Here is a 20735-nt window from a genome sequence, read left to right on the forward strand (position 1 = left end):
TCTGCTTGTTTTTGCATTAAAAAGAAGTGTACCCGCCGCTACTTTAGTCGGTAGTGACGCTTTCAGACGGCCTTTTCATATGTTTCGGCTTGTCTAAGCGCACAAATCCGCCTAGACTGCCGGATGAGTCTGTTTCAGGATAAATAGAATGCCCAAAACCAAACAAGATATTTTCGAACACAACCGCCAATGGGCCGAGCAGCAATTGCGCAACGACCCGCATTTTTTCGACAAACTTTCCCTCAATCAAACGCCTGAATACCTCTACATCGGCTGTTCCGACAGCCGCGTGACGGCGGAAGACATGATGGGCATGCAGCCGGGCGATGTGTTCGTGCACCGCAATATCGCCAATATGGTGAATGCGATCGACATCAACGTGGCCTCGGTCATCAATTATGCGGTTTATCACTTGAACGTCAAACACATCGTCGTCTGCGGCCATTACGAATGCGGCGGTGTCAAATCGGCGATGCAGGCCAAGGATTTCGGTATGCTCAACCCTTGGCTGCGCTGCATCCGAGACGTGTACCGCCTGCACCGCGAGGAATTGGACGCGATTGAAAACGAGCAGGCGCGTTATGACCGCCTGGTCGAATTGAACGTGCAGGAACAATGCATCAACGTCATCAAAATTGCCGGTGTGCAGAAGCGTTACTTGCAGGAGAAATTTCCGGTGGTGCACGGCTGGGTGTTCGACATCCGCACAGGCCGTCTGAAGGATTTGAACATCGATTTCGACAATATTCTGAAAGAGATTCAGAAAATTTATGATTTGACCGACAGCGACTGGAGCGTGCCGCAGCCGGAATCCGCCGATTGATGGTGTATTACTTGCAGTAAGGCCGTCTGAAAAATTTTCAGACGGCCTTTTGTTTGTACGTAGAAATATTATGCCGCTTTTGTCTCAACATTTCTTCTTAAACAGTTTTTCAATCTATTGGCTAAGTAATTGTTTTTTTGTTAATCTTCTGCATTGCCTGTCGCGTTTTGCAGATTGTCTTACAAACAGATACATCAGGTTTGCCAAAAGACTATTTTCCGATGCCGATGCTCAAAACTTCCGCATCACGCGCGTATTTTTTTGTTTCCATAGGCAACTGGAACACATCGGCATCAGGATTGCTGAAATCGCCGCCTTCCACCCGCAGGCTTAGCCACTTCGGCTGCTTGGCGAACTCAGCGAATTGGCGCATTTCGATTTCGCTCATGGTGATGTTTTTCAGACGGCCCCATTGTTTGGCGGTTTGTGTCAAACGCATTTTCGGGTACACGCCGTCTTTTGTCCGGCAGGCGGGCGAAAATGTTTGGAGAAATTCGATTTTGCTGCGCTTTATAATTCAAGGCCGTCTGAAACCACTTTTCAGACGGCCTGCCTGTTTCCTAAGGCATTACGCCAAGCCTTTTTTCTCCAAATAGCTTTCGTAGTCGCCCAAGTAATGTTCGTAGCCGCCTTTGCCGTCCAACTCGATGATTTGGGTGGCGAGCGATGAAACAAACTGGCGGTCGTGCGAGACGAAAATCAGCGTGCCGTTGTATTTTTCCAAGGCCATGTTGAGCGATTCGATGCTTTCCATGTCCATGTGGTTGGTGGGTTCGTCCATCACCAAGACATTCGGTTTCAACAGCAGCAGTTTGCCGTAAAGCATACGGCCTTTTTCGCCGCCGGACAAAACTTTCACTTTCTTCACGACATCGTTGCTGCCGAACAGCAGGCGGCCAAGCGTGCCGCGGATAACCTGTTCATCGTCGCCTTCCTGACCCCATTGGCGCATCCATTCGCTCAAGTCCATGTCCACGTCGAAATCGTTTTCATGGTCTTGCGGATAGTAGCCGACGCTGGCCTTTTCCGCCCATTTGATCGTGCCTTCGTCGGGCGTGAGGCCGTCTGAATATTCGGCGTTGTACGCGCCGGCCAACAGTTTCAGCAGGGTGGATTTACCCGCACCGTTTGGGCCGATAATCGCCAGGCGTTGGCCGGCTTCCAAGATGAAGTTCAGGTTTTTGAACAACTGGGTTTCAAAGCGTTTGGCCAGTTTTTCCACTTCCACGGCCTGACGGTGCAGCTTGGCTTTTTCGTCAGCTTCGAAGCGGATATACGGGTTTTGGCGGGTCGAAGGTTTGACTTCCACCATTTCCGATTTAATCTTGTCGGCCTGTTTCAGACGGCTTGTCGCTTGGCGGGCTTTGGATTTGTTGGCCGAGAAACGCGCCACGAATTCTTGCAGCTCTTGCAGTTTTTCCTTGGCTTTGGCGTTGTCTTTCAGCGCACGCTCGCGGGATTGGGCGGACGCAAGCATGTAGTCGTCGTAGTTGCCCGGGTAAATCGTGATGGTGTTGTAGTCTAAGTCGGCCATGTGGGTGCAGACTTCGTTCAGGAAGTGGCGGTCGTGGCTGATGATGATCATGGTGCTGTCGTATTCGTTCAACACGCCTTCCAGCCAGCGGATGGTGTTGATGTCCAAGTTGTTGGTCGGCTCGTCGAGCAGCAGCACGTCGGGTTTGGAGAACAGCGCCTGCGCCAGCAGCACGCGCAGTTTGAAGCCGGGGGCGACTTCGCTCATTTGCGCGTTGTGCAAATCTTCCGAGATGCCCACGCCGCTCAACAGTTCGGCCGCACGCGCTTCGGCGGTGTAGCCGTCGTATTCGGCGAACTTGGCTTCCAAATCGGCCGCGCGCATATAGTCGTCTTCTGTGGCTTCCATGTTGGCGTAAATCGCGTCGCGTTCGGTCATCGCCGCCCACATTTCGGTGTGCCCCATCAACACCACGTCCAACACGCGCATGTCTTCGTAGGCAAACTGGTCTTGGCGCAGCTTGCCCAAGCGCACGCCGTTTTCAATCGCCACTTCGCCGGCGGTCTGCTCCAAATCGCCGCCCAAAATTTTCATAAACGTCGATTTGCCCGAACCGTTGGCACCGATCAGGCCGTAGCGGTTGCCCTCGCCGAATTTGACGGACACGTTTTCAAATAGCGGCTTCGCGCCGAACTGCATGGTAATGCCGTTGGTAGAAATCATTCTTTGTAAAACCTTTATAAAAATAGAGTGTTATAATCGGGCGGAATTGTAGCATATTTTGTACAGGCCGTCTGAAAATGTCAGGCCGTCTGAAAAAGGAAATGCGTTTGGAAACCGAAAAAATCTATTACGCAGTCATCATTTTGATTTGCGCCGCTTCCATGCTGCTCAGCCCGTTTTTCTACATCCGCCGCACGCGCAACACGACGGAAGTGCGGCAGCGGCCGCAACGCTGGACACCGATTGTCATCGCCAATCTGATTATGATTGCCGCGCTGGTGTTTATTTGGTGGAAGTGGTTTTAACCTTTTCCTGACACCGTATCGGCATTGGATTGGCGAATTCGGTTTCAGACGGCCTCAATCCGGTAAACCGTTTATTTTAAAACTGTCAAACAGAAAGCATATGATGAAAACCATTACCTTACTCCTTTCCGCATTACTCGCCCACACAGCTGCCCAAGCGGCAACCGTTTACGAATGCACCGACCGCAGCGGCCGAAAGATTTATAGCCAAGACGGGGGCAAAAACTGCAAAGCCAGCAATATCGGCCGCCCGTCGGTGTACACTTCCGCCGTTCCCGTTTACCGCAATGAAACGCCTGCTGCTGCCCCGATTCGGGAATCAAACCTGCCCGCCGTCGATGCGGCTGCTGCCGAACGCGAATTGCAGCAGGCGCAGCAGGCTTTGGAAGAGGGCAAAAACGTGCGCTTGGGCAACGAGCGCAATTACGCCAAATATTTGGAACGTGTGCAGGGATTGGAAAACAAAGTCAAAGCGGCGCAGGAAAAAGTGAATGCGGCGCAGGGCGGCGGTGTGGAACAGGAGTTGCGGTAACTGCATACAAGGCCGTCTGAAAAATGGATATGTCTCAAACGGTTGTAACGTTTCCGATGAAGAGGTTCGGTTTGGCTGCGCCTGTTTTGGGGGCAGGGATTACCGCTTGGACGGGTTTTGTCGGTTGGCGATATTTAATCGTTGCGGCAGAACCTGCCGAGGGCTTTGAAATCGGGGTGTGGCTTGCGGCTTTGCTGGCTTTGTGTTGGGCAACCTGTCGTTCGGCAAGGTTTGCTTATGGAAGCCTGAGATGGCCGCAGCAGTTTATCCGTTTGGAGCCTGAAGATTTGGTCTATCGGATTTATCCGGAGAGCGGAAAAATCGCTTATCGCCAAATCAGAATGGTGGAAATGACATGGCGCAGCAACAGGGGACAGATATATAAGGGTAGGCTGCACCTGTATTATCTGCCTGACGGTGCAGAGGAAGATATGGCAAATTATCGGCATAGGGTACTGAAGTTGGATTATCTGCAACACCCCGACAAACGTTGGTGGCACTATATGCAGACAGACCTGTATCTGGAAATGTTGACGGAATTGGAGCGGCAGCTTGCCGACAGAATCCCTGACGGATTGTTACACAGTAAATTGGAATATGAGAAATACCGAACAAGGGTTTGGCTGGGAAAATAAAGCGCAGGTAGAAGGCCGTCTGAAAAGCAAAGAATTCTGTTTCAGACGGCCTTTTGATGATTTGAAAGGATAAAATAGATGAAGAAACATTTCTGCCTGAACATCGGCAGAGAAAATCCTGTTTAATCAAAGTGAATGTTTTTAAACGGCAAGGAGCCTGCTTTAATAATTAACTTCGCTTGTTGCAAAGGCCGTCTGAAAAATTTTTCAGACGGCCTCGGTTTTGTATCAGCGAAGTTCGCGGATGTCTTTCCAGCCGTCGCTGGTTTTCACCAAAGTGGCCGTTTGTGCGCGGATTTCGTCAAAAGGCAGTTTTTCGTTGCCGCCGGCTTTCAGCAAGTTGCCGATCCATTTTTCAGGTACGAATTTCGCTTCGTAAGACACACGCGAAACGGTCATGCCGTTTGACGGGCTGGGTTCGGTGTACCAATTGATTTTGTTCACCTTTTGGTGGCCGATACAGAAGTGCGGCATCTTGTTCCTGACTCGGGTCTGTTTCTCGCCTTTTTCCGTCAGCCTGTAGACCAAGACCTTGGTTTTTTCTTCACTGCCGAACGCGGCGGGTATGCTTTCTTCGGTGTGTTCGTAAAAATCTTCTTTTTCCAAAATCCGCAATTGCTTCAGAGCGGTTCGGTTGATTTCGTTTCCTTGGGCGTCTTTTTCCGCCAGTTTGATTTCAGCGGTGCCGATAGGCGTTTGGGCAAAATTTTCCGCTGAGCGGGGATTTTGCACATTCAATACCAAAGGTACGCAGACGCCCTGTTTTTCTGCATGCCGGTTGATGGTTTTTTCAAACAGCGAATTGCTGGGCTTGTTGTCGGAACAGCCGGCTGCCAATATTGCGGCGGCAATCAGCGAAAACGTGACGGTTTGTTTCATTGGGTCAGCTCCGTGGTGTGTATGCTTTATTTTAACGCATATTGTGGCAAACTGCGCAAGCCGTCGGTAGAATGGCCGTGCAAATTCCAATGAAAGGCTGAAAACGATGAAATTATACGGTATTCCCAATTGCGACACGGTAAAGAAGGCGCGTGCCTGGCTGGCTGAAAACGGCATTGAGGCCGAGTTTGTGGATTTTAAAAAAATGCCGCCTTCCGCCGGGCAGATTGAAGAATGGCTGTCGCAAATCCCTTTGGAAAGTCTGTTGAACAAGCGCGGCACGACTTGGCGTAAACTCGATGCCGAAACGCAGGCGCAAGCGGCGGAAGCGGAGGGGGCGGTCAGGGTAATGATTGAAAACCCGAGCGTGATCAAGCGTCCGGTGCTGGATAAAGACGGCCGGTTTCATGTCGGATTTTCGGCAGAACAATATCGGCAGATTTTCAGCAAATAGGTTTTCAGACGGCCTTCTGCATTCCGCATGGTTTGATGCAGGCCGTCTGAAATACGGAGTGCAGGTTCGCAAAAAAAACGTTACAATGTGCGTTTGCCATCTATATGTCTTAATTGATTGAATTGTTATGTTCCATTCCGTTGAAAAATACAAATTGCCCGCCCAGATTTTGTTGGGGCTGATTGCGTTGACGTTTGTCGGTTTCGGTGTGAGCACGGTCGCTGCGCCGGGTTCGGATTATATTGTGAAAGTCGGCAATCAGAAGGTAAGTGACCATGAGTTGAATATGGCCATGCAAAATGCACAGGCGGCAGGCGGTAATGAATCCCGTGATGCGGTGTTCCAATCATTATTGCAGCGTGCGTACCTGACGCAGGGCGCAAAGCTGATGGGGATTGCGGTGTCGCAGGAGCAAATCAAGCAAATCATCGTGGATGACCCCAGCTTCCATGATGCCGGCGGTAAGTTCAGCCAGGCGATGCTGACGCAGTATCTCGGTCAGCGCAACATGAGCGAAGACCAGTTCGTAGAAGAAATCCGCGAGCAGTTCGCTTTGCAGAACCTGCTGAATCTGGTGCAAAACGGTACGATCGTCAGCGATGCGCAGGCGGCGCAACTGGTGAATCTGACCCAGGCCACCCGCACCGTCCGTTCGGTAACGTTCAGTCCGGAAGCTTTCGCCGCCCAGATTAAGGCGGATGATAAGGCGGTACAGGGCTTTTATGATGCCAACAAAAAAGATTATGTGATTCCCCAAGCGGCTAAAATCGAATATGTTGCTTTGGATGCCAAGGCGTTGGCTGCCAAGCAGAGCGTGAGCGAAGAAGAAGTGCGCAAAGCGTTTGACGAGCAGGCCGCTGCTGCTCCCGCAGACAGCAAACCTGTTTTCGAGCAGGAAAAGATCCGTATTGAGAATGAACTGAAGCTGAAAAAAGTTTCCGGCGAATTCAATAAACTCAAAGAACAATTGGCCGAAGAAGCGTTCAATAATCCGAACGGTTTGACCGAGGTGGCCAAAAAGCTGAATTTAAAAGTAGAAGCACCTGACGAATGGCTGACCCAAGCCAACGGTAAAGCGGCAGGTATGCCGGACGAGCTGATTGCAGCCGTTTTCAGCGATGATGTTTTGAAGAAAAAACACAATTCCGAGCCGGTAACCGTGTCTCCCGACGTAGTATGGGTCGTGCGGGCCAAAGAAGTGCGTGAAGAGAAAACCGCACCGCTTGAAGAAGTGAAAGAAGAAGTTCGTTCAGCTTACCTGCTGACCGAGGCGCGTAAACTGGCTGAGAAAAAGGCCGATGAAGCATTGGCCGATTTGAAGTCGGGTCAGAAAACGGCGGTGGAATGGTCGCAGGTTTCCGATTTGAACGCGCAGCAAGCCCGTCAATCCATGCCTCCTGAGGCGTATGCCGAATTGCTGAAGGCGCGTCCTTCGGCGGGCAAACCGGCTTATGTGAAACTGGAAGGTTTGCCGGCTCCGGTGATTTTGGAAGTGCAGGCCGTCAAGCCGCCTGAAAATGTCAACGAGCAATTGCCGGCAGCGAAGCAGGCCGTGGTTCAACAGCAAACGGCTAATGTGTTTGACCAATTGTTGCAGTATCTGAACAAAAAAATCAAACAGGAGCAAGGTGCTCAAAAAGTGAATCCGACAGAATAACGGATGGATTCAGACGGCCGGGATTCCGGCCGTTCGGTTTATTAAGATTCATGGGAAGCAGTAAGGCCGTCTGAAAATATGAGTAAACAACCCGATGCATTCAGCCGATTGATCAATGCCTTGAAAGTGCTGCCGAATGTCGGTCCGAAATCGGCGCAGCGTATGGCGCATCAATTGCTGCAGCATAAGCGCGAAGAAGCACAGGAATTGGTGGATGCCTTGCAGCATGCACTGAAGCAGGTGCATCATTGCCGGATGTGCAACACTTTTACCGAAAACGAGATTTGCGACATTTGTGCCGATGAGCGTCGTGACAAAAGCCGGCTGATGATTGTCCATATGCCGGCGGATGTGTCGAATATGGAAGCGGCGCATTGCCATGACGGCTTGTATTTCGTGCTGATGGGGCAGATTAGTCCGGCGCAGAACATGGATATTTCGGCAATTGCTTTGGATAAGCTGGTTGGGCGTTTGCAGCAGAGCGAAATCGATGAAATCATCATTGCCACCAATTTTACGGCAGAGGGCGATGCTACGGCGTATGTGCTGTCGGAGTTATTCAAAAATCTGCCTTACAAAGTCAGCCGTTTGTCGCGCGGCATCCCGTTGGGCGGAGAGTTGGAGTACGTCGATGCGGGTACTTTGGCGCAGGCGGTTTATGAGCGGCGTATGGTGAAAGAATAAAGCGGATTGGCAGGCAGATGCAAAAGGCCGTCTGAAAATTTTTCAGACGGCCTTTGTGTCAAACCAAATCGGATTATTTGCAGCTTACGCCCTGAATTTTAGGGGTATCGCCTTCGCCTACTTTAAAGGTACATTTGGTGCTGCTGCTGCCGGATACGACGACGTTACCGCCCGAGCGGGTCAGGCTGACGGGTTCTTTGACGCCCATGCCCAAAGCAGTAGCGGCCAATTGTTGCACGTGTGTTTCAGAGTAAGGTGTGTTGTTGGAAGCAATTTTAACTTCTTTGGCAGCATACGCATTAACGCTGAACGCCAAAGCAGCAGCGGCCGCGGACAAAGCCAAGAGTTTTGTGGTTTTCATTGTTTTTTCCTTATGATGGAAGGCACCCGACGGATACCGTTGAAGCTAGAATAAGACCGATTTGCTGCAAATGCAAATTTTTCGGCGGATTTTACCGAAGTTGTGGTTTAAACGACCAGTCTTTACAGTCGGTTTTCATGCCTGATGCATTTCAGACGGCCTCAACGTTTTACGGTACAATACCGCTTTTATTTTTTCAAATAAGGCAGCTTGACATTAAATGGCTTCTTTAGAATCTTGGATCGGCCTGCGCTATTTGCGGGCGAAAAAGCGTAACGGATTCATGTCGTTCATCACCATGATTTCGATTGCGGGCATCGCACTGGGCGTGACGGCATTGATTGTGGTGTTGTCGGTGATGAACGGTTTTCAGAAAGAAATCCGCGGCCAGCTTTTAAACGTTGCGCCTCATGCGGAAATCGGTTATTTCGACAACGGCAACGGTGCGGCATGGCAGGATTTGCGCCGTTATATCAAAGACAGGCCGGAAGTTTTGGCCAGTGCGCCTTATGTTTCCGACCAGGCTTTGCTGGCCAATTCGGGCGAGGTGCGTGGCGTGCAGATTCGGGGTATTTTGCCGTCTGAAGAGAAAAACGTGGTGGATTACGGCAAAGACATGCCCGTAGGCAGCTTCGACGATTTGAAGCCGGGCAGTTTCGATATTATTTTGGGCGAAGGTCTGGCGCAGGCTTTGGGCGCTGAGCCGGGCGGCAAAGTAACGGTCATTACGCCTGAAGGCAATGTGACGCCGGCGGGTGTCGTGCCGCGTTTGAAGCAGTTCAACGTGGTCGGTATCGTCAAAACCGGTGTATATGAAGTGGACAACAGCCTGGCGATGACGCATATTCAAGATGCGCAGGTGTTATACCGCTTGGGCGAGGGTGTCGGCGGGTTACGGCTGAAACTGGCCGATCCGCAAAACGCGCCCGATTTTATCGCCAATCTGATTCCTGCGGCGGAACAGCAAAACGTTTGGGTACGCGACTGGACATTTAACAACCGCAGCTATTTTGAAGCGGTCGAACTGGAAAAACGCATGATGTTCATCATCTTGACGCTGATTATTGCCGTAGCGGCGTTTAATTTGGTGTCGTCATTGGTGATGGCGGTTACCGAAAAGCAGGCCGACATTGCGATTTTGCGCACGTTGGGTTTGCCGCCGTCCGGCGTGATGAAGATTTTCATGGTGCAGGGCGCGTTTGCCGGTTTTTTCGGCACTTTAATCGGTGTGGTATGCGGCGTATTGCTGGGCTGGAATGTCGGGAAAATCGTGGCGTTTTTTGAAAAACTGTTCGGCGTACACCTGATTAATTCGCAAATCTATTTCATCGACTATCTGCCGAGTGATGTCAATATGAAAGACGTGGCGGTCATTGCGTGTATTTCTCTGGCCTTGGCCTTTATTGCGACGCTTTATCCGAGCTGGCGCGCGGCGAAAACCCAACCTGCGGAGGCATTACGCTATGAATAATAATATCGTGTTGAAATGTGAAAACGTCGGTAAAAGCTATAATGACGGTGCGTTAAATGTACAGGTGTTGAACGGCTTGAATCTGGAAGTCAGCCAGGGGCAGAGCGTCAGCGTCATCGGTTCGTCGGGCAGCGGAAAATCCACGCTGCTGCATATCTTGGGCGGGTTGGACATGCCGTCTGAAGGCCGTGTGACGCTGATGGGGCAGGATTTGGGGCAAATGAGCCAAAAGCAGTTGGGCTTGCTGCGCAATCAATATTTGGGTTTCGTATATCAATTCCATCATCTTCTGCCTGAGTTTTCCGCATTGGAAAATGTGATGATGCCTTTGCTTATCGGCAAAAAAACAAAAGCCGAAGCCGAAGCGCAAGCTGAAGTAATGTTGGAAAAAGTCGGTCTCAAACAGCGTATGCTGCATCGCCCGAGCGAACTTTCCGGCGGCGAACGTCAACGCGCTGCGATTGCCCGCGCTTTGGTGACGCAACCGAAATGCCTGTTGGCCGATGAACCGACCGGCAATCTCGACCGCAAAAATGCGCAAAATGTGCTCGACATGATGCTGGATTTGAAAAACGAACTCGGCACCAGCCTGATTGTGGTGACACACGACGATGAACTGGCCGTACGTTTCGAGCGTGTCATGACCATGCAGGACGGACGTTTGCAAGACAAATAATCCATATGCAAACGTGTGCAAAATAATATGATAGGCCGTCTGAAAGACAGAATGGAATCTGCTTTTTCAGACGGCCTGTTTCGTGAGATGAAAAATGAATGCCCTTGGAGATTTGAACCAAGCAGCGGCTCTGGCTGCGATACAATTCCTGAAACAACACACACCGGCAGAGGCGGCCTTGGTTGCTCCTTACGTCGAGGACTTGTTCAATGCCCTACAAAGCGGACACTCGTTTATCCGGGTCAGTGATGAAGAAGCGGCAACGCTGAAACGTGCGCCTTCAGTGGTTGGGTTTGACGGTCAAAAACCATTGGTATTGAACGGACGACGTTTGTTTTTAGGCAGATTATGGCAGCTCGAACATGATTTGGCCGTCGAAATCAAACGGCTGGCAACCGCAACGGTGGCTGATGTCGATTGGTTGCAGGCGGCTCAAAATCTGCAAAACTGGTTTCCCGAAGCGGGTAGCGAAGGGCAGCGTGATGCGGCCGGATTGGCATTATTGCAGGCCTTTATGCTGATTACCGGCGGACCGGGCACGGGTAAAACGACTACGGTCGCCAAGTTGTTGGGGCTGATTTGCGATAACGCCGCAACCTTACCCCGCATCGCCTTGGCCGCCCCGACCGGAAAAGCGGCGGCACATATGGCACGCTCGCTGCATCGTGCCTTAGACGGCTTTGATCTGCCCGAACGCATCAGGCAGCATTTGCTGATGCTGGAGGGGCAGACCGTGCACCGTTTGTTGAAACTGCGCCCGCCGCAAATGCATCCGGCGTTCCATGCGCAGCAGCCTCTGCCTTTAGATGTGTTGGTGGTGGACGAGGCGTCCATGCTGGATACATCGCTGCTGCTGCAACTGCTTAAGGCTGTTCCGAGCGGTTGCCGCGTGATATTTTTGGGTGACGAGTTCCAATTGCCTTCCGTCGGCGTCGGTGCGGTATTGGCGGCATTGTCGAGGCAGACGGTTTTGGATGAGGATACCGACCGCCGTTTGAACCAGTATCTGCCGCAGCATAAGTTTGCCGTTGCTGAAAATCCGCCCGCATTGTCACAAAACATTGCGCATTTGCATGTCAGCCACCGTTTCGGCGCCGACAGCGGTATCGGCTGCTTGGCGCGGGCGGTGGTGTCCGGCCAAAGCGAAACGGCATGGGCGCAGTTTGAGCGTTTTCCGGACGAATTGCAGGTGTTGCATGCCGATATGAAACGCCAAGCCGAACTTTTATATCGCAAGCATCAAAAATACTGGCAGGCGGTGGACGGCGGCAATATTGCGCTGGTTTTCGGCCATGCGGCTGATGTGGCGGTATTAACGGCATGGCGGCAGGATGCCGATGCGTTCAATCAGGCTTATTTCCTTCATTTGCAGCGGCAGCGGCGCATATCCGGCGATACGCCTTGGTTTGCCGGACAAATGATTATGGTGACACGCAATGACTATGCACTGGATGTCTTCAACGGCGACATCGGCCTGATCATGCCGGATACCGAATCAGCCAACGGTTTGGCGGCGTATTTTCCGTTTTCAGACGGCTTCAGGAAAATCCCCATCAGCCGGCTGCCCGCGTTTGAAACGGCTTTTGCCATGACGGTTCATAAAAGCCAGGGTTCGGAATATCGGGAAGTCTGGCTTCTGCCGCCGACTGTGGAAGCAGCAAACCAAAGCGATGATGTGCTGAACAGCTTGAATAATGCGCTGCTGTACACCGCCATTACCCGTGCATGTGAGCGTTTTACCTTTTTAGGGGATAAAAAGACCTTTGAAAGAGCGGTGAAAACCCAGAAAAAACGGCAGACGGCACTGGCCGATATGCTTAATTCGCTGTTTTAAAGAATAATAAATAAAACTACATCATATTTCTTTTATGGGATTTTTTAGTAGTTTTGCATAAAAAGTATTGAGAAAAGTTTCAGACGACCTGTATTAAAGTTGATTTTTATCAAATTAATCGGTTTATTTTTTAATTCATGTAAAATTTTCTTGACGCAATACAGTAAACTACATAGGATTGTTGCCGTATTCGTTACATAATTTAATGGCTGCCTTTTTGATAAGGCAGCAATCTTTAGGGTTTGTAATTGAATAACACCGATGTCGTCTGCAGTCGGTTAAGCCAATTGGCGAAATTGCATTGATGTCGGCTGTGAGGCTGACTCAAACAATGAAAACTAAAACGGTTTACTTCCCCATTATCCGGAGATTTACATGAAGATTCAAAAAACCTTTGCTGTTGTTTGTGCCGCTTTAGCCGCTGCGCCTTTTGCCGCAGCCAACCCTGCCGACGTTGAGCGTGATGCTGCCGCTCTGGCGACTACGGATGATTATGTCAATTCCGGCAGTATTGTCCGCAAGGATGATGATAAAATTAGTATTTTCAATGATTTGCTTACCGTAAACGGTGCGCTTCGGGTTCGTGTGGACAGTGAAGACACCAGAGCGAACAACAGCAGCGTCAATCCTACTCCGGAAAATACACACAGCGAATTCAATGCGGAATTCTGGGTTCGTGCCAATCTTTATAAAGACTGGAAAGCCGTCGCGCAAATCGAACCGAACATTGATTTGGAAACGGGTAAATTCCGCGGTGACGACGACGTTCCGGTAAACAAACTCTACGCCGAAGGTACGGTTTACGATTTCGGCAATCACAGCATCAAAGCACGCGTAGGTAAATTCGGTGCGTTTTCTTCATACGGCCGCGTTTGGGATACCGAAGTAACGGGTGCCGAGTTATTCTTCGACAACAAAGTGTTGCCGACAAAAGTAAGCGCAGGCCGCCGTACCGGCTTCTTTAATGACAATGTCTGGGGTGTGGGCGGCCGCCGCAAGCATTTTGCCTCGGTTCAAAGCGTTTATCCGGTTAACGAGAACATCAACATCGGCGCAACCGTCAGCTACATGAAAGATGTCGACATCGGTGACCGCCGTAACGCCAAAAATGCCGTATTCGGCGAATTGGGTACCGACATTAAGTTCAACGACGATTGGCGTTGGATGGCTGCGGTCAGCAAATCCAACATCAAAGCCTATAACGATGTCGGCCAAAAAATTAAAAACGACGGCGTATTTACAGAGCTTCGCTACAAACTGGCGGATTGGGACGTGCGCAATTCGTATGACGTATTCTTGAACTACCGCCGCGTGGGTTCATTATCCGGCGTATCTTCGGTTGAGGATTACAGCAAAAACGTTCAGGGCGTTCAATTGGGTGCAACTTATATCCCATGGAAAAACTGGAAAGTGAAAGGCTTCTACCTTCACGGCAAGCAAGTGACCGCAACCGTTGGCGGCGATAAGCAGGATGTCAACGTGATTCGCGGCCAGGTGGAATATAAGTTCTAATCGCTTACCGGCAAACAGGCAGGCCTTGTTTGCCGGTTTCAGACGGCCTAATCCGGCTGCTCAAGATTTGACCTGTTTTTCAATACATTCAAGGCCGTCTGAATAATTTCAGACGGCCTTGATTTATGTTTACCAACTGTCGCGTTTGACTTTGTCCAATTGGCGGCGGTCACGCTTGGTCGGTCTTCCGTCGGGGTAGGCGGCAGTAATGCGGCTGGCCTGATCAAGCAGCTTTTGGTTTTCGCGTTCTGCTGCGGTTTGGGCATCTTCCTGGTAGAGTAATCTTGCCTCGGGCGCAGGACGACGCTGGTGGTTCAAAGCCAGCACTTTAAATTTGTAGGGCAAGGAATTCAAGGTCATGTCGATAATATCGCCGGCGGCAATATTTTTGCTGTTTTTCACCTTGGAACCGTTGACCTGAATCCTGCCAAGCTCGATGTGTTTTTGGGCGAGGGCACGGGTTTTGAAGAAACGCGCCGCCCACAGCCATTTGTCGAGACGCATGGTGTGATTGTCTTGTTCGTTTTTCATAAGCGTATCAGAAAAGATTTGAATTGATTCTGAGTTTATCATAAGATACGCCACTTAATGTATTAGTGTATCTGCACTAAAAAAAATAAACGGGCCGTCTGAAAATCTCGGCAATTTCCTGTTTTTTACCAAACAATGCATATAAAATGCTGCTAAAAATGCGTGATTAGCGTATGATTACAGCAGAATCTTATTCGTGAGAGCTTCATTGTATGAAACCTGTTTTTTTAGATTTTGAACAACCTATTGCTGAACTGACCAACAAAATCGACGAGCTGCGCTTCGTCCAAGGTGAGTCGGCCGTCGATATTTCAGACGAAATTTCCCGGCTGCAAAAGAAAAGCAATGATTTAACCAAATCTATTTTCAGCAAACTGACACCTGCCCAGATTTCACAGGTTTCACGCCATCCTCAGCGTCCTTATACCTTAGACTACATCAATGCGATTTTTACTGATTTTGAAGAGTTGCACGGCGACCGTCATTTTGCCGACGATTATGCGGTTGTCGGCGGTTTGGCGCGTTTCAACGGGCAAAGCGTTATGGTCATCGGTCATCAGAAAGGGCGCGATACCAAAGAAAAAATCCGCCGTAATTTCGGTATGCCGCGTCCGGAAGGATACCGTAAAGCCTTGCGCCTGATGCAGACTGCCGAAAAATTCGGTTTGCCGGTAATGACTTTCGTCGATACGCCGGGAGCTTATCCGGGTATCGGTGCAGAAGAACGCGGTCAGTCGGAAGCCATCGGCCGCAATCTATACGAATTGACCCGCCTGCGCGTGCCGGTTATCTGTACCATTATCGGCGAAGGCGGTTCGGGCGGTGCATTGGCGATTGCCGTGGGTGATTATGTCAATATGTTGCAATATTCGACTTATTCCGTGATTTCTCCTGAAGGCTGTGCGTCTATTTTGTGGAAAACCGCCGAAAAAGCCGCCGATGCCGCTCAGGCTTTGGGCATTACCGCCAAACGTTTGGAAGAATTGCATTTAATCGACCGCATCATCGAGGAACCTTTGGGCGGGGCGCACCGTAATTTTGATGCCGTGATGTCAAGCGTGCGACACGTTTTGGAAGAGCAGTTGCGCGATGCGCAAAGCATTCCGATGTCGGATTTGCTGTCACGCCGTTTCGACCGCATCATGGCATACGGTAAATTTACCGAGAAATAATTACCGTATGCAATAGCATCTTAACAAGCAGGCCGCCGCCTGCTTGTTTTTCTATGGCAGGCCGTCTGAAAACAAAGGGTGGAAAATGGATTTATTGGCTTTATTGGAAGCCGATTTGATCGGGCAAACCGGGGAATTGGATATTGAAGTCGGTTTGAGCGGCGGGCTGGATTCCGTGGTATTGCTGCATCTGCTGGCAATTTTGCGGGATAAGAAAAATTTCAAACTCAACGCCGTGCATGTCCATCACGGTTTGAGTCCGTTTGCCGATGAGTGGGTCGAATTTTGCCAAACGCTGTGCGGCAATCTGAATGTCGGTCTGCGTATTGCCAAAGTGAAAATCGACAGCAAAGGAAAAGGTATCGAAGCAGCGGCAAGGGCAGAGCGTTACCGTGTATTTTCAGACGGCATGAGTCAGATTCTGGCTTTGGCACATCATCAAAATGATCAAATCGAAACCTTTATGCTCGGGGTGGCACGCGGCGGCGGCATCCGCGCTTTGGCGGCCATACCGAAATGGCGGGAATTAAACAGGCAAACCATGATTTGGCGGCCGCTTTTGGGGGTTTCCAAGGAAATATTGGAACAATATGCTGCACGGCATGGATTGGTTTATGTAACAGACGAAAGCAATCGGAATACCTGCTATCTGCGCAACTGGATCCGTCATGAAGCGTTACCGCAATGGCAGTGTCAGGTTCCCAACATCAATCAGCAGATCTTGGCTAACGTGCGCAGCATCCAGGACGACTTGGCTTTGCTGGAGGAAATTACCCTTGACGATTACCGCCACATCCTTTCAGACGGCCTGTTTCATGTCGGGAAATGGCGGGGATTGAGCGTACTGCGCCGCCGCCGCGTGCTGCATCATTTTTTTGCTGCCAACCAAATCCGTCTGCCTTCCCATAAAACTTTATCGGAAATGGCCAGGGTTTTGCTGGAGACCTCATCGGCGCAATGGCAGTTCGATGACAAAGCCGTTGAATATTACCGTGGAAACTTATATGTCCTCAACATTCCGCCGCAAAACTATCCTTGGCTGAATTCCAATCCGCTTCAAGGCCGTCTGAAAGATATTTTGCTGGAAAACGGCTTTGTGCTGAAACCTTGCCGTTACGGTTTGAGCGAACAGACATTAATGCAGGCCGGCGGAATTAGGAAAATCGACGGAAACGACAAGATTCGTTTGGGTATGATAAATAAATCAGTCAGAAAATTATTGCAGGAGAAGCATATTTTACCGTCTGTAAGAAGCATCTGGCCGGTCATCACAAACGTTGAAAATCAATGCCTGGCAGTTGCTAATCTTACAGCGAATCAGGATTTTTGGGCTTTCGATGGTTTTTTACCTGTTTACGAACCATTTGAGAGATATTTTACGGAACTAAATACTGCCGAAAGTGTCATAGGTTAGCAAGCACGCTTTGCTGTTTGATGACTGAATGAGTGCAGTAAAAATAAATATAAGGTTAAGCAAATAATGAATGATCGTCAGATCGATCAAATGCTGGTAGAGCGCGCGCAAAAAGGCGAACAGAAGGCGTTTGAGATGTTGATGTCGAAATATCAGCGCCGTTTACTCAGATTGATTTCGCGTTTCGTCAAAGACGAGCACGAAGTGAACGATGTCGCGCAGGAAGCCATGATACGGGCTTACCGTGCCCTGCCGAATTTCCGTGGCGAGAGCGCATTTTATACATGGCTGTACCGTATCGGTATCAATACGGCCAAGAATTTTTTAGTAACTTCCGGAAAGCGGCCGTTTATCAGTTCAGAAGCCGCAAACGAGGAAGGCGATGTTCTTGATTTGACGGATCAGGTTGCGGATTATCATACGCCGGAAGCTGAGATGATGAATCGGGAAATTTTGCAAACGGTTCAGGCGGCAATTGCCAAGTTGCCTGAAGACTTACGGAAGGCCATTTCATTACGGGAAATGGAAGGCCTGTCTTACGAGGAAATTGCCCAAATAATGGATTGTCCGATAGGAACCGTGCGTTCGCGTATTTTCAGGGCGCGCGAAGTCATTGCCAAAGACTTGAGGCCTTTATTGGACACATCTGACAATCAACGGTGGTAAGAATAAAAAAGGTGGTAAGTAAAATGACAACAATAAACGATAAATTCGAATATATCTCCATTGCAATGGACAACGAAGATTTATCCGAGGAAATGTTGGATAAGCTGCTGGCAGATGATGCAGCGGTTCAAAAATGGTATGAATACCATTTAATCAGCGACTGCATGAAAGAGCAGACTGTAGGACGCGATGCAGATTTTATGCAAAGCGAACATTTTGCCGCAGCGTTGGCAGAAATCAGTCACGAGCATCAGTCTGCCTATGCAGAAAAAGCGGCCAAATCCGTATCTGAGCAAAAAGCCGCCAATTCGGCATTTAAAGGATTTGCCGTTGCCGCCAGTTTGGCTGCGGTTGCGGTATCGGTTTGGCAGTTTTGGCCGCAGGCAGGTGATGCGCAAATGCCTGTTGCTGCCGAACAAGTCCAGCCTGCTGCCGATCAGAATATAGTGCTGGTTAAGGCCGTGGAGCCGGAGAAGAAATCGGCTTCGGATGTGGTGGTACCTGATGCCGCCAAGCAGTTGCCTTCTTCCGAACGAACCACCGCGGTACGCACCGAGAAGCAGACAAATCCTGCCGCTACGCAACAAGAAGTGGTACAGTAATCCGAAAAAGCCTTTACGCCAAGTAAAGGCTTTTTTATTTTCAGACGGCCTCACCATGCCGTCTGAAAGCAGCTATAATGCACGGCATGAAACTGATTACTTCCGCCCAAAACGAGCAGCTCAAGCATTTGGCCAGGCTGCTTTCCCAATCCAAAGCACGCCGCGAATACGGGCAAACCGTATTGGAAGGCGTGCATCTGCTGCAAAGTTATCTTGAATCGGGCGGTAAACCCGTACAGGTCTATCTGCCCGAATCCAAAGCCAACCATCAGGAAATCCGCCGCATCACCGGGAAGCTTCCGGTCAGCCTGATGACTTGGGTCGGCAACGAAGCCTTGGCCAAAATCACCAGCCTGAACGATTCTGATGATGTGATGACGCTGATTGACATTCCGCACGAACAGGTGTGGCCGAAACAGGGCGATTGCGTGGTGCTGGAGTGTGTGCAGGATCCGGGCAATGTCGGTACCGTCATCCGCAGCGCAGCCGCCTGCGGTATGCCGCATCTGATACTCAGCCAAGACAGCGCGGACGTATGGTCGCCGAAGGTATTGCGCGCCGGAATGGGGGCGCATTTTCTGCTGAAAATCCACAGTCGTGTGCCGATGGCGCAATGGCTGGACGAATATCAGGGTAGTGTTTGGGCCACCGCCTTGGGCGGGCGCAATCCGTTCAATCTGTATGAAATGGATTTACGCCGGCCGGCCGCTTGGGTTTTCGGTAACGAAGGCAGCGGAATCAGTGCGGAAACATTGGCCAAAGTCAGCGCAACGGTCAAAATCCCGATGTCGGGGCAGACCGAATCACTGAATGTCGCGATGGCGGCGACCGTCTGCCTTTTTGAACAGATGCGCCAAAGAATGTAAAACGGACGGCAAAGGCCGTCTGAAAGATACTGAAATTTAAAAGATTGAAAATCCAAGGAATAGAAAATGCAAACCACATTTAATGAAGCCTCGCGCAACCGCCTGATCGAGCTGCTCGATGCCAAATCGCAGGAACACAATACCATGCGCTGTGACGAAGTGCAGGGCTTTATGATGGCTTTGTTAAGCGGCCCCGATACGCTGAATCCGAATGACTGGCTGCCCGAGGTATTGGGCGACGAATCGCTTTTTGATGCCAAAGAGCGTACCGAAGTCGAGCGTTTGGTTTTGGCGTTGGCGATGGACATGCGCACGCAGTTGGCGGAGAAAAAGCTGCCGGATTTGTGGCTGTATGAAGACGAAGCGGGCAATCCCGATTTCTATACATGGTGCAATGCTTATCTTTATGCCTTGGACGTGGTGCCGACCGACTGGTTCGAGGCGGTCAATCAGGAAGAATTCGAAGATTTGTTCTATCCGATTATGGCATTGGGCGGCATTTACGATGAGGAAGAAGACGGCGAAGTGATTCTGCACCTGACCGACAAAGAACTGACCGAGCTGGAATCCGACCTGCCGCATGTTTTGCTGGATATTTTCAGCTATTGGCAGGTCATCATCAACAAACCGCAAACCGTGCGCCGCGAAGGTGAAAAAACCGGCCGCAACGATCCTTGTCCTTGCGGCAGCGGTAAAAAATACAAAGCCTGCTGCGGTAAAAACTGAGTTAGTCCGATTGCCCAGGCCGTCTGAAAATAGAAAGTCATTTTCAGACGGCTCGGAGATTTTTGAACACTTTCGGATTTTACCAAGACCGCAAGTCTTGAATCTGCTCAAAGGCCGTCTGAAACATTTGGTTTTCAGACGGCCTTTGCAAACCGGTGGCTAAGCATCCGAATCCTTAAAACAGGCTGACAATCCAAACGGTCAGCAGGGTCAATATAATGGTCAGCGCGCAGCCGACTTTGGCGACCGTGCCGATGATAAAGCCGATAAATGTCCCCAAGCCGACTTTGCCGGCCTTGAGCATATCGCGCTGGGTCATAAATTCGCCGACGCCCGCCCCGAGCAGGGGGCCGAGCAGCAACCCGGGCAATGAAAAAAACGCGCCGACAATGCCGCCGATAAACGCGCCCCAAACCGCCAGTTTGCTTGCCCCCGTGTATTTCGCGCCCAACATGCCGGCCACGTAATCCATCGCCGTGCCGATGACGGTCACGATACCCAGAAACACCAGTGTGGTCGTGCCGAAAATCTGGTAATCGTTGACATAAGCCAGCAGCCATGCGCCGCCGAACATCAAGCCCAAGCCGGGAATCGCCGGGTAAATCGTGCCGAGCAAGCCGATCAGAATCAAAATCAAAGCCAAAGTAATCAAAGCAGCAGTCATGTGCGTTCCTTATCAAATGAATTTCAGACGGCCTGAACAATTTGCAGAATTCAAAGATTTTCAGAAGCCGGGTT

Annotated in this window: 23 protein-coding genes; 17 read left to right on the forward strand and 6 right to left on the reverse strand. The window is 50.4% G+C overall.

The features are described from left to right. The first annotated feature begins 148 nt into the window (after window positions 1-148). Window positions 149-823 carry a carbonic anhydrase gene (locus tag ACM67E_RS05465; protein ID WP_416192599.1) on the forward strand — a complete coding sequence of 225 codons (675 nt, stop codon included), beginning with the start codon at window positions 149-151 and terminating at the stop codon, window positions 821-823. A gap of 211 nt (window positions 824-1034) precedes the next feature. On the opposite strand, the gene ACM67E_RS05470 is transcribed toward ACM67E_RS05465, so the two are convergent. Both ACM67E_RS05470 and ACM67E_RS05475 read right to left on the reverse strand, forming a co-directional pair. Continuing rightward, window positions 1035-1262, reverse strand: a complete 228-nt coding sequence (locus ACM67E_RS05470) for a hypothetical protein (RefSeq protein ID WP_416192600.1) — start codon at window positions 1260-1262, stop codon at window positions 1035-1037. Between the two features lie 129 nt (window positions 1263-1391). Then, complete coding sequence (locus tag ACM67E_RS05475) at window positions 1392-3020, reverse strand: ABC-F family ATPase (RefSeq protein WP_416192601.1); 1629 nt, start codon at window positions 3018-3020, stop codon at window positions 1392-1394. Window positions 3021-3121: 101 nt separating this feature from the next. Between ACM67E_RS05475 and ACM67E_RS05480 the strand changes: the two genes are divergently transcribed. The 3 genes from ACM67E_RS05480 to ACM67E_RS05490 all read left to right on the forward strand — a co-directional run bounded on the left by ACM67E_RS05480 (window position 3122) and on the right by ACM67E_RS05490 (window position 4492). Then, entirely contained in the window at window positions 3122-3325 is a 204-nt protein-coding gene (locus ACM67E_RS05480; RefSeq protein WP_416192602.1) for a hypothetical protein, read from the forward strand. A 103-nt stretch (window positions 3326-3428) separates the two neighbouring features. Beyond that, window positions 3429-3857 carry a DUF4124 domain-containing protein gene (locus ACM67E_RS05485; RefSeq protein ID WP_416192739.1) on the forward strand — a complete coding sequence of 143 codons (429 nt, stop codon included), beginning with the start codon at window positions 3429-3431 and terminating at the stop codon, window positions 3855-3857. 29 nt (window positions 3858-3886) lie between these two features. Continuing rightward, window positions 3887-4492, forward strand: a complete 606-nt coding sequence (locus ACM67E_RS05490) for a hypothetical protein (RefSeq protein ID WP_416192603.1) — start codon at window positions 3887-3889, stop codon at window positions 4490-4492. A 228-nt stretch (window positions 4493-4720) separates the two neighbouring features. On the opposite strand, the gene ACM67E_RS05495 is transcribed toward ACM67E_RS05490, so the two are convergent. Then, window positions 4721-5371 carry a hypothetical protein gene (locus ACM67E_RS05495; protein WP_416192604.1) on the reverse strand — a complete coding sequence of 217 codons (651 nt, stop codon included), beginning with the start codon at window positions 5369-5371 and terminating at the stop codon, window positions 4721-4723. A gap of 106 nt (window positions 5372-5477) precedes the next feature. On the opposite strand from ACM67E_RS05495, the gene ACM67E_RS05500 reads away from it, so the two are divergent. From ACM67E_RS05500 to recR, 3 genes are all read left to right on the forward strand, one after another. Next, window positions 5478-5825, forward strand: coding sequence for an arsenate reductase (locus ACM67E_RS05500; protein WP_416192605.1), 348 nt, complete (start codon window positions 5478-5480; stop codon window positions 5823-5825). Between the two features lie 127 nt (window positions 5826-5952). Then, window positions 5953-7482, forward strand: a complete 1530-nt coding sequence (locus tag ACM67E_RS05505; RefSeq protein ID WP_416192606.1) for a SurA N-terminal domain-containing protein — start codon at window positions 5953-5955, stop codon at window positions 7480-7482. Between the two features lie 78 nt (window positions 7483-7560). Continuing rightward, window positions 7561-8166 carry a recombination mediator RecR gene (gene recR, locus ACM67E_RS05510; RefSeq protein WP_416192607.1) on the forward strand — a complete coding sequence of 202 codons (606 nt, stop codon included), beginning with the start codon at window positions 7561-7563 and terminating at the stop codon, window positions 8164-8166. A gap of 73 nt (window positions 8167-8239) precedes the next feature. On the opposite strand, the gene ACM67E_RS05515 is transcribed toward recR, so the two are convergent. After that, window positions 8240-8527: a hypothetical protein gene (locus ACM67E_RS05515; RefSeq protein WP_416192608.1), complete on the reverse strand. Its 288-nt coding sequence runs from the start codon at window positions 8525-8527 to the stop codon at window positions 8240-8242. Between the two features lie 220 nt (window positions 8528-8747). On the opposite strand from ACM67E_RS05515, the gene ACM67E_RS05520 reads away from it, so the two are divergent. From ACM67E_RS05520 to ACM67E_RS05535, 4 genes are all read left to right on the forward strand, one after another. Beyond that, window positions 8748-9998 (forward strand): lipoprotein-releasing ABC transporter permease subunit, encoded by a 1251-nt coding sequence (locus ACM67E_RS05520; protein WP_416192609.1) that lies wholly within the window; start codon window positions 8748-8750, stop codon window positions 9996-9998. Beyond that, window positions 9991-10674 carry a lipoprotein-releasing ABC transporter ATP-binding protein LolD gene (gene lolD, locus ACM67E_RS05525; RefSeq protein WP_416192610.1) on the forward strand — a complete coding sequence of 228 codons (684 nt, stop codon included), beginning with the start codon at window positions 9991-9993 and terminating at the stop codon, window positions 10672-10674. The genes ACM67E_RS05520 and lolD overlap by 8 nt, the downstream gene beginning before the upstream one ends. Before the next feature lie 94 nt (window positions 10675-10768). Beyond that, entirely contained in the window at window positions 10769-12508 is a 1740-nt protein-coding gene (gene recD / locus ACM67E_RS05530; RefSeq protein ID WP_416192611.1) for an exodeoxyribonuclease V subunit alpha, read from the forward strand. A 375-nt stretch (window positions 12509-12883) separates the two neighbouring features. After that, on the forward strand, window positions 12884-14020 hold the full coding sequence (locus ACM67E_RS05535; RefSeq protein ID WP_416192612.1) for a hypothetical protein: 1137 nt from the start codon (window positions 12884-12886) through the stop codon (window positions 14018-14020). A 129-nt stretch (window positions 14021-14149) separates the two neighbouring features. Here ACM67E_RS05535 and ACM67E_RS05540 read toward each other — a convergent pair whose 3' ends face one another. Next, window positions 14150-14551: an RNA-binding S4 domain-containing protein gene (locus ACM67E_RS05540; protein WP_416192613.1), complete on the reverse strand. Its 402-nt coding sequence runs from the start codon at window positions 14549-14551 to the stop codon at window positions 14150-14152. 212 nt (window positions 14552-14763) lie between these two features. On the opposite strand from ACM67E_RS05540, the gene ACM67E_RS05545 reads away from it, so the two are divergent. The 6 genes from ACM67E_RS05545 (at window position 14764) to ACM67E_RS05570 (ending at window position 19997) form a co-directional block, all read left to right on the forward strand. Next, window positions 14764-15723 (forward strand): acetyl-CoA carboxylase carboxyltransferase subunit alpha, encoded by a 960-nt coding sequence (locus tag ACM67E_RS05545; RefSeq protein ID WP_416192614.1) that lies wholly within the window; start codon window positions 14764-14766, stop codon window positions 15721-15723. 85 nt (window positions 15724-15808) lie between these two features. Then, window positions 15809-17137: a tRNA lysidine(34) synthetase TilS gene (gene tilS, locus ACM67E_RS05550; RefSeq protein WP_416192615.1), complete on the forward strand. Its 1329-nt coding sequence runs from the start codon at window positions 15809-15811 to the stop codon at window positions 17135-17137. Between the two features lie 66 nt (window positions 17138-17203). Then, window positions 17204-17803, forward strand: a complete 600-nt coding sequence (gene rpoE, locus ACM67E_RS05555; protein WP_416192616.1) for an RNA polymerase sigma factor RpoE — start codon at window positions 17204-17206, stop codon at window positions 17801-17803. Window positions 17804-17826: 23 nt separating this feature from the next. Continuing rightward, window positions 17827-18405, forward strand: a complete 579-nt coding sequence (locus tag ACM67E_RS05560; protein WP_416192617.1) for an RseA family anti-sigma factor — start codon at window positions 17827-17829, stop codon at window positions 18403-18405. Between the two features lie 86 nt (window positions 18406-18491). After that, window positions 18492-19271 (forward strand): TrmH family RNA methyltransferase, encoded by a 780-nt coding sequence (locus ACM67E_RS05565; protein ID WP_416192740.1) that lies wholly within the window; start codon window positions 18492-18494, stop codon window positions 19269-19271. 66 nt (window positions 19272-19337) lie between these two features. Next, window positions 19338-19997: a UPF0149 family protein gene (locus tag ACM67E_RS05570; RefSeq protein WP_416192618.1), complete on the forward strand. Its 660-nt coding sequence runs from the start codon at window positions 19338-19340 to the stop codon at window positions 19995-19997. Between the two features lie 175 nt (window positions 19998-20172). On the opposite strand, the gene ACM67E_RS05575 is transcribed toward ACM67E_RS05570, so the two are convergent. Next, window positions 20173-20661 carry a DUF456 domain-containing protein gene (locus tag ACM67E_RS05575; RefSeq protein ID WP_416192619.1) on the reverse strand — a complete coding sequence of 163 codons (489 nt, stop codon included), beginning with the start codon at window positions 20659-20661 and terminating at the stop codon, window positions 20173-20175. Window positions 20662-20735: the final 74 nt, after the last annotated feature.

The organism is Neisseria sp. CCUG12390, from assembly GCF_047837985.1.
Taxonomy (GTDB): domain Bacteria; phylum Pseudomonadota; class Gammaproteobacteria; order Burkholderiales; family Neisseriaceae; genus Neisseria.

What these genes read in the sequence shown, in the direction of transcription:
- ACM67E_RS05465 (WP_416192599.1), top strand. Translation starts at nt 149, where the DNA reads ATGCCCAAAACCAAACAAGATATTTTCGAACACAACCGCCAATGGGCC.
- ACM67E_RS05470 (WP_416192600.1), bottom strand. Translation starts at nt 1,262, where the DNA reads ATGCGTTTGACACAAACCGCCAAACAATGGGGCCGTCTGAAAAACATC.
- ACM67E_RS05475 (WP_416192601.1), bottom strand. Translation starts at nt 3,020, where the DNA reads ATGATTTCTACCAACGGCATTACCATGCAGTTCGGCGCGAAGCCGCTA.
- ACM67E_RS05480 (WP_416192602.1), top strand. Translation starts at nt 3,122, where the DNA reads ATGCGTTTGGAAACCGAAAAAATCTATTACGCAGTCATCATTTTGATT.
- ACM67E_RS05485 (WP_416192739.1), top strand. Translation starts at nt 3,429, where the DNA reads ATGAAAACCATTACCTTACTCCTTTCCGCATTACTCGCCCACACAGCT.
- ACM67E_RS05490 (WP_416192603.1), top strand. Translation starts at nt 3,887, where the DNA reads ATGTCTCAAACGGTTGTAACGTTTCCGATGAAGAGGTTCGGTTTGGCT.
- ACM67E_RS05495 (WP_416192604.1), bottom strand. Translation starts at nt 5,371, where the DNA reads ATGAAACAAACCGTCACGTTTTCGCTGATTGCCGCCGCAATATTGGCA.
- ACM67E_RS05500 (WP_416192605.1), top strand. Translation starts at nt 5,478, where the DNA reads ATGAAATTATACGGTATTCCCAATTGCGACACGGTAAAGAAGGCGCGT.
- ACM67E_RS05505 (WP_416192606.1), top strand. Translation starts at nt 5,953, where the DNA reads ATGTTCCATTCCGTTGAAAAATACAAATTGCCCGCCCAGATTTTGTTG.
- recR (WP_416192607.1), top strand. Translation starts at nt 7,561, where the DNA reads ATGAGTAAACAACCCGATGCATTCAGCCGATTGATCAATGCCTTGAAA.
- ACM67E_RS05515 (WP_416192608.1), bottom strand. Translation starts at nt 8,527, where the DNA reads ATGAAAACCACAAAACTCTTGGCTTTGTCCGCGGCCGCTGCTGCTTTG.
- ACM67E_RS05520 (WP_416192609.1), top strand. Translation starts at nt 8,748, where the DNA reads ATGGCTTCTTTAGAATCTTGGATCGGCCTGCGCTATTTGCGGGCGAAA.
- lolD (WP_416192610.1), top strand. Translation starts at nt 9,991, where the DNA reads ATGAATAATAATATCGTGTTGAAATGTGAAAACGTCGGTAAAAGCTAT.
- recD (WP_416192611.1), top strand. Translation starts at nt 10,769, where the DNA reads ATGAATGCCCTTGGAGATTTGAACCAAGCAGCGGCTCTGGCTGCGATA.
- ACM67E_RS05535 (WP_416192612.1), top strand. Translation starts at nt 12,884, where the DNA reads ATGAAGATTCAAAAAACCTTTGCTGTTGTTTGTGCCGCTTTAGCCGCT.
- ACM67E_RS05540 (WP_416192613.1), bottom strand. Translation starts at nt 14,551, where the DNA reads ATGAAAAACGAACAAGACAATCACACCATGCGTCTCGACAAATGGCTG.
- ACM67E_RS05545 (WP_416192614.1), top strand. Translation starts at nt 14,764, where the DNA reads ATGAAACCTGTTTTTTTAGATTTTGAACAACCTATTGCTGAACTGACC.
- tilS (WP_416192615.1), top strand. Translation starts at nt 15,809, where the DNA reads ATGGATTTATTGGCTTTATTGGAAGCCGATTTGATCGGGCAAACCGGG.
- rpoE (WP_416192616.1), top strand. Translation starts at nt 17,204, where the DNA reads ATGAATGATCGTCAGATCGATCAAATGCTGGTAGAGCGCGCGCAAAAA.
- ACM67E_RS05560 (WP_416192617.1), top strand. Translation starts at nt 17,827, where the DNA reads ATGACAACAATAAACGATAAATTCGAATATATCTCCATTGCAATGGAC.
- ACM67E_RS05565 (WP_416192740.1), top strand. Translation starts at nt 18,492, where the DNA reads ATGAAACTGATTACTTCCGCCCAAAACGAGCAGCTCAAGCATTTGGCC.
- ACM67E_RS05570 (WP_416192618.1), top strand. Translation starts at nt 19,338, where the DNA reads ATGCAAACCACATTTAATGAAGCCTCGCGCAACCGCCTGATCGAGCTG.
- ACM67E_RS05575 (WP_416192619.1), bottom strand. Translation starts at nt 20,661, where the DNA reads ATGACTGCTGCTTTGATTACTTTGGCTTTGATTTTGATTCTGATCGGC.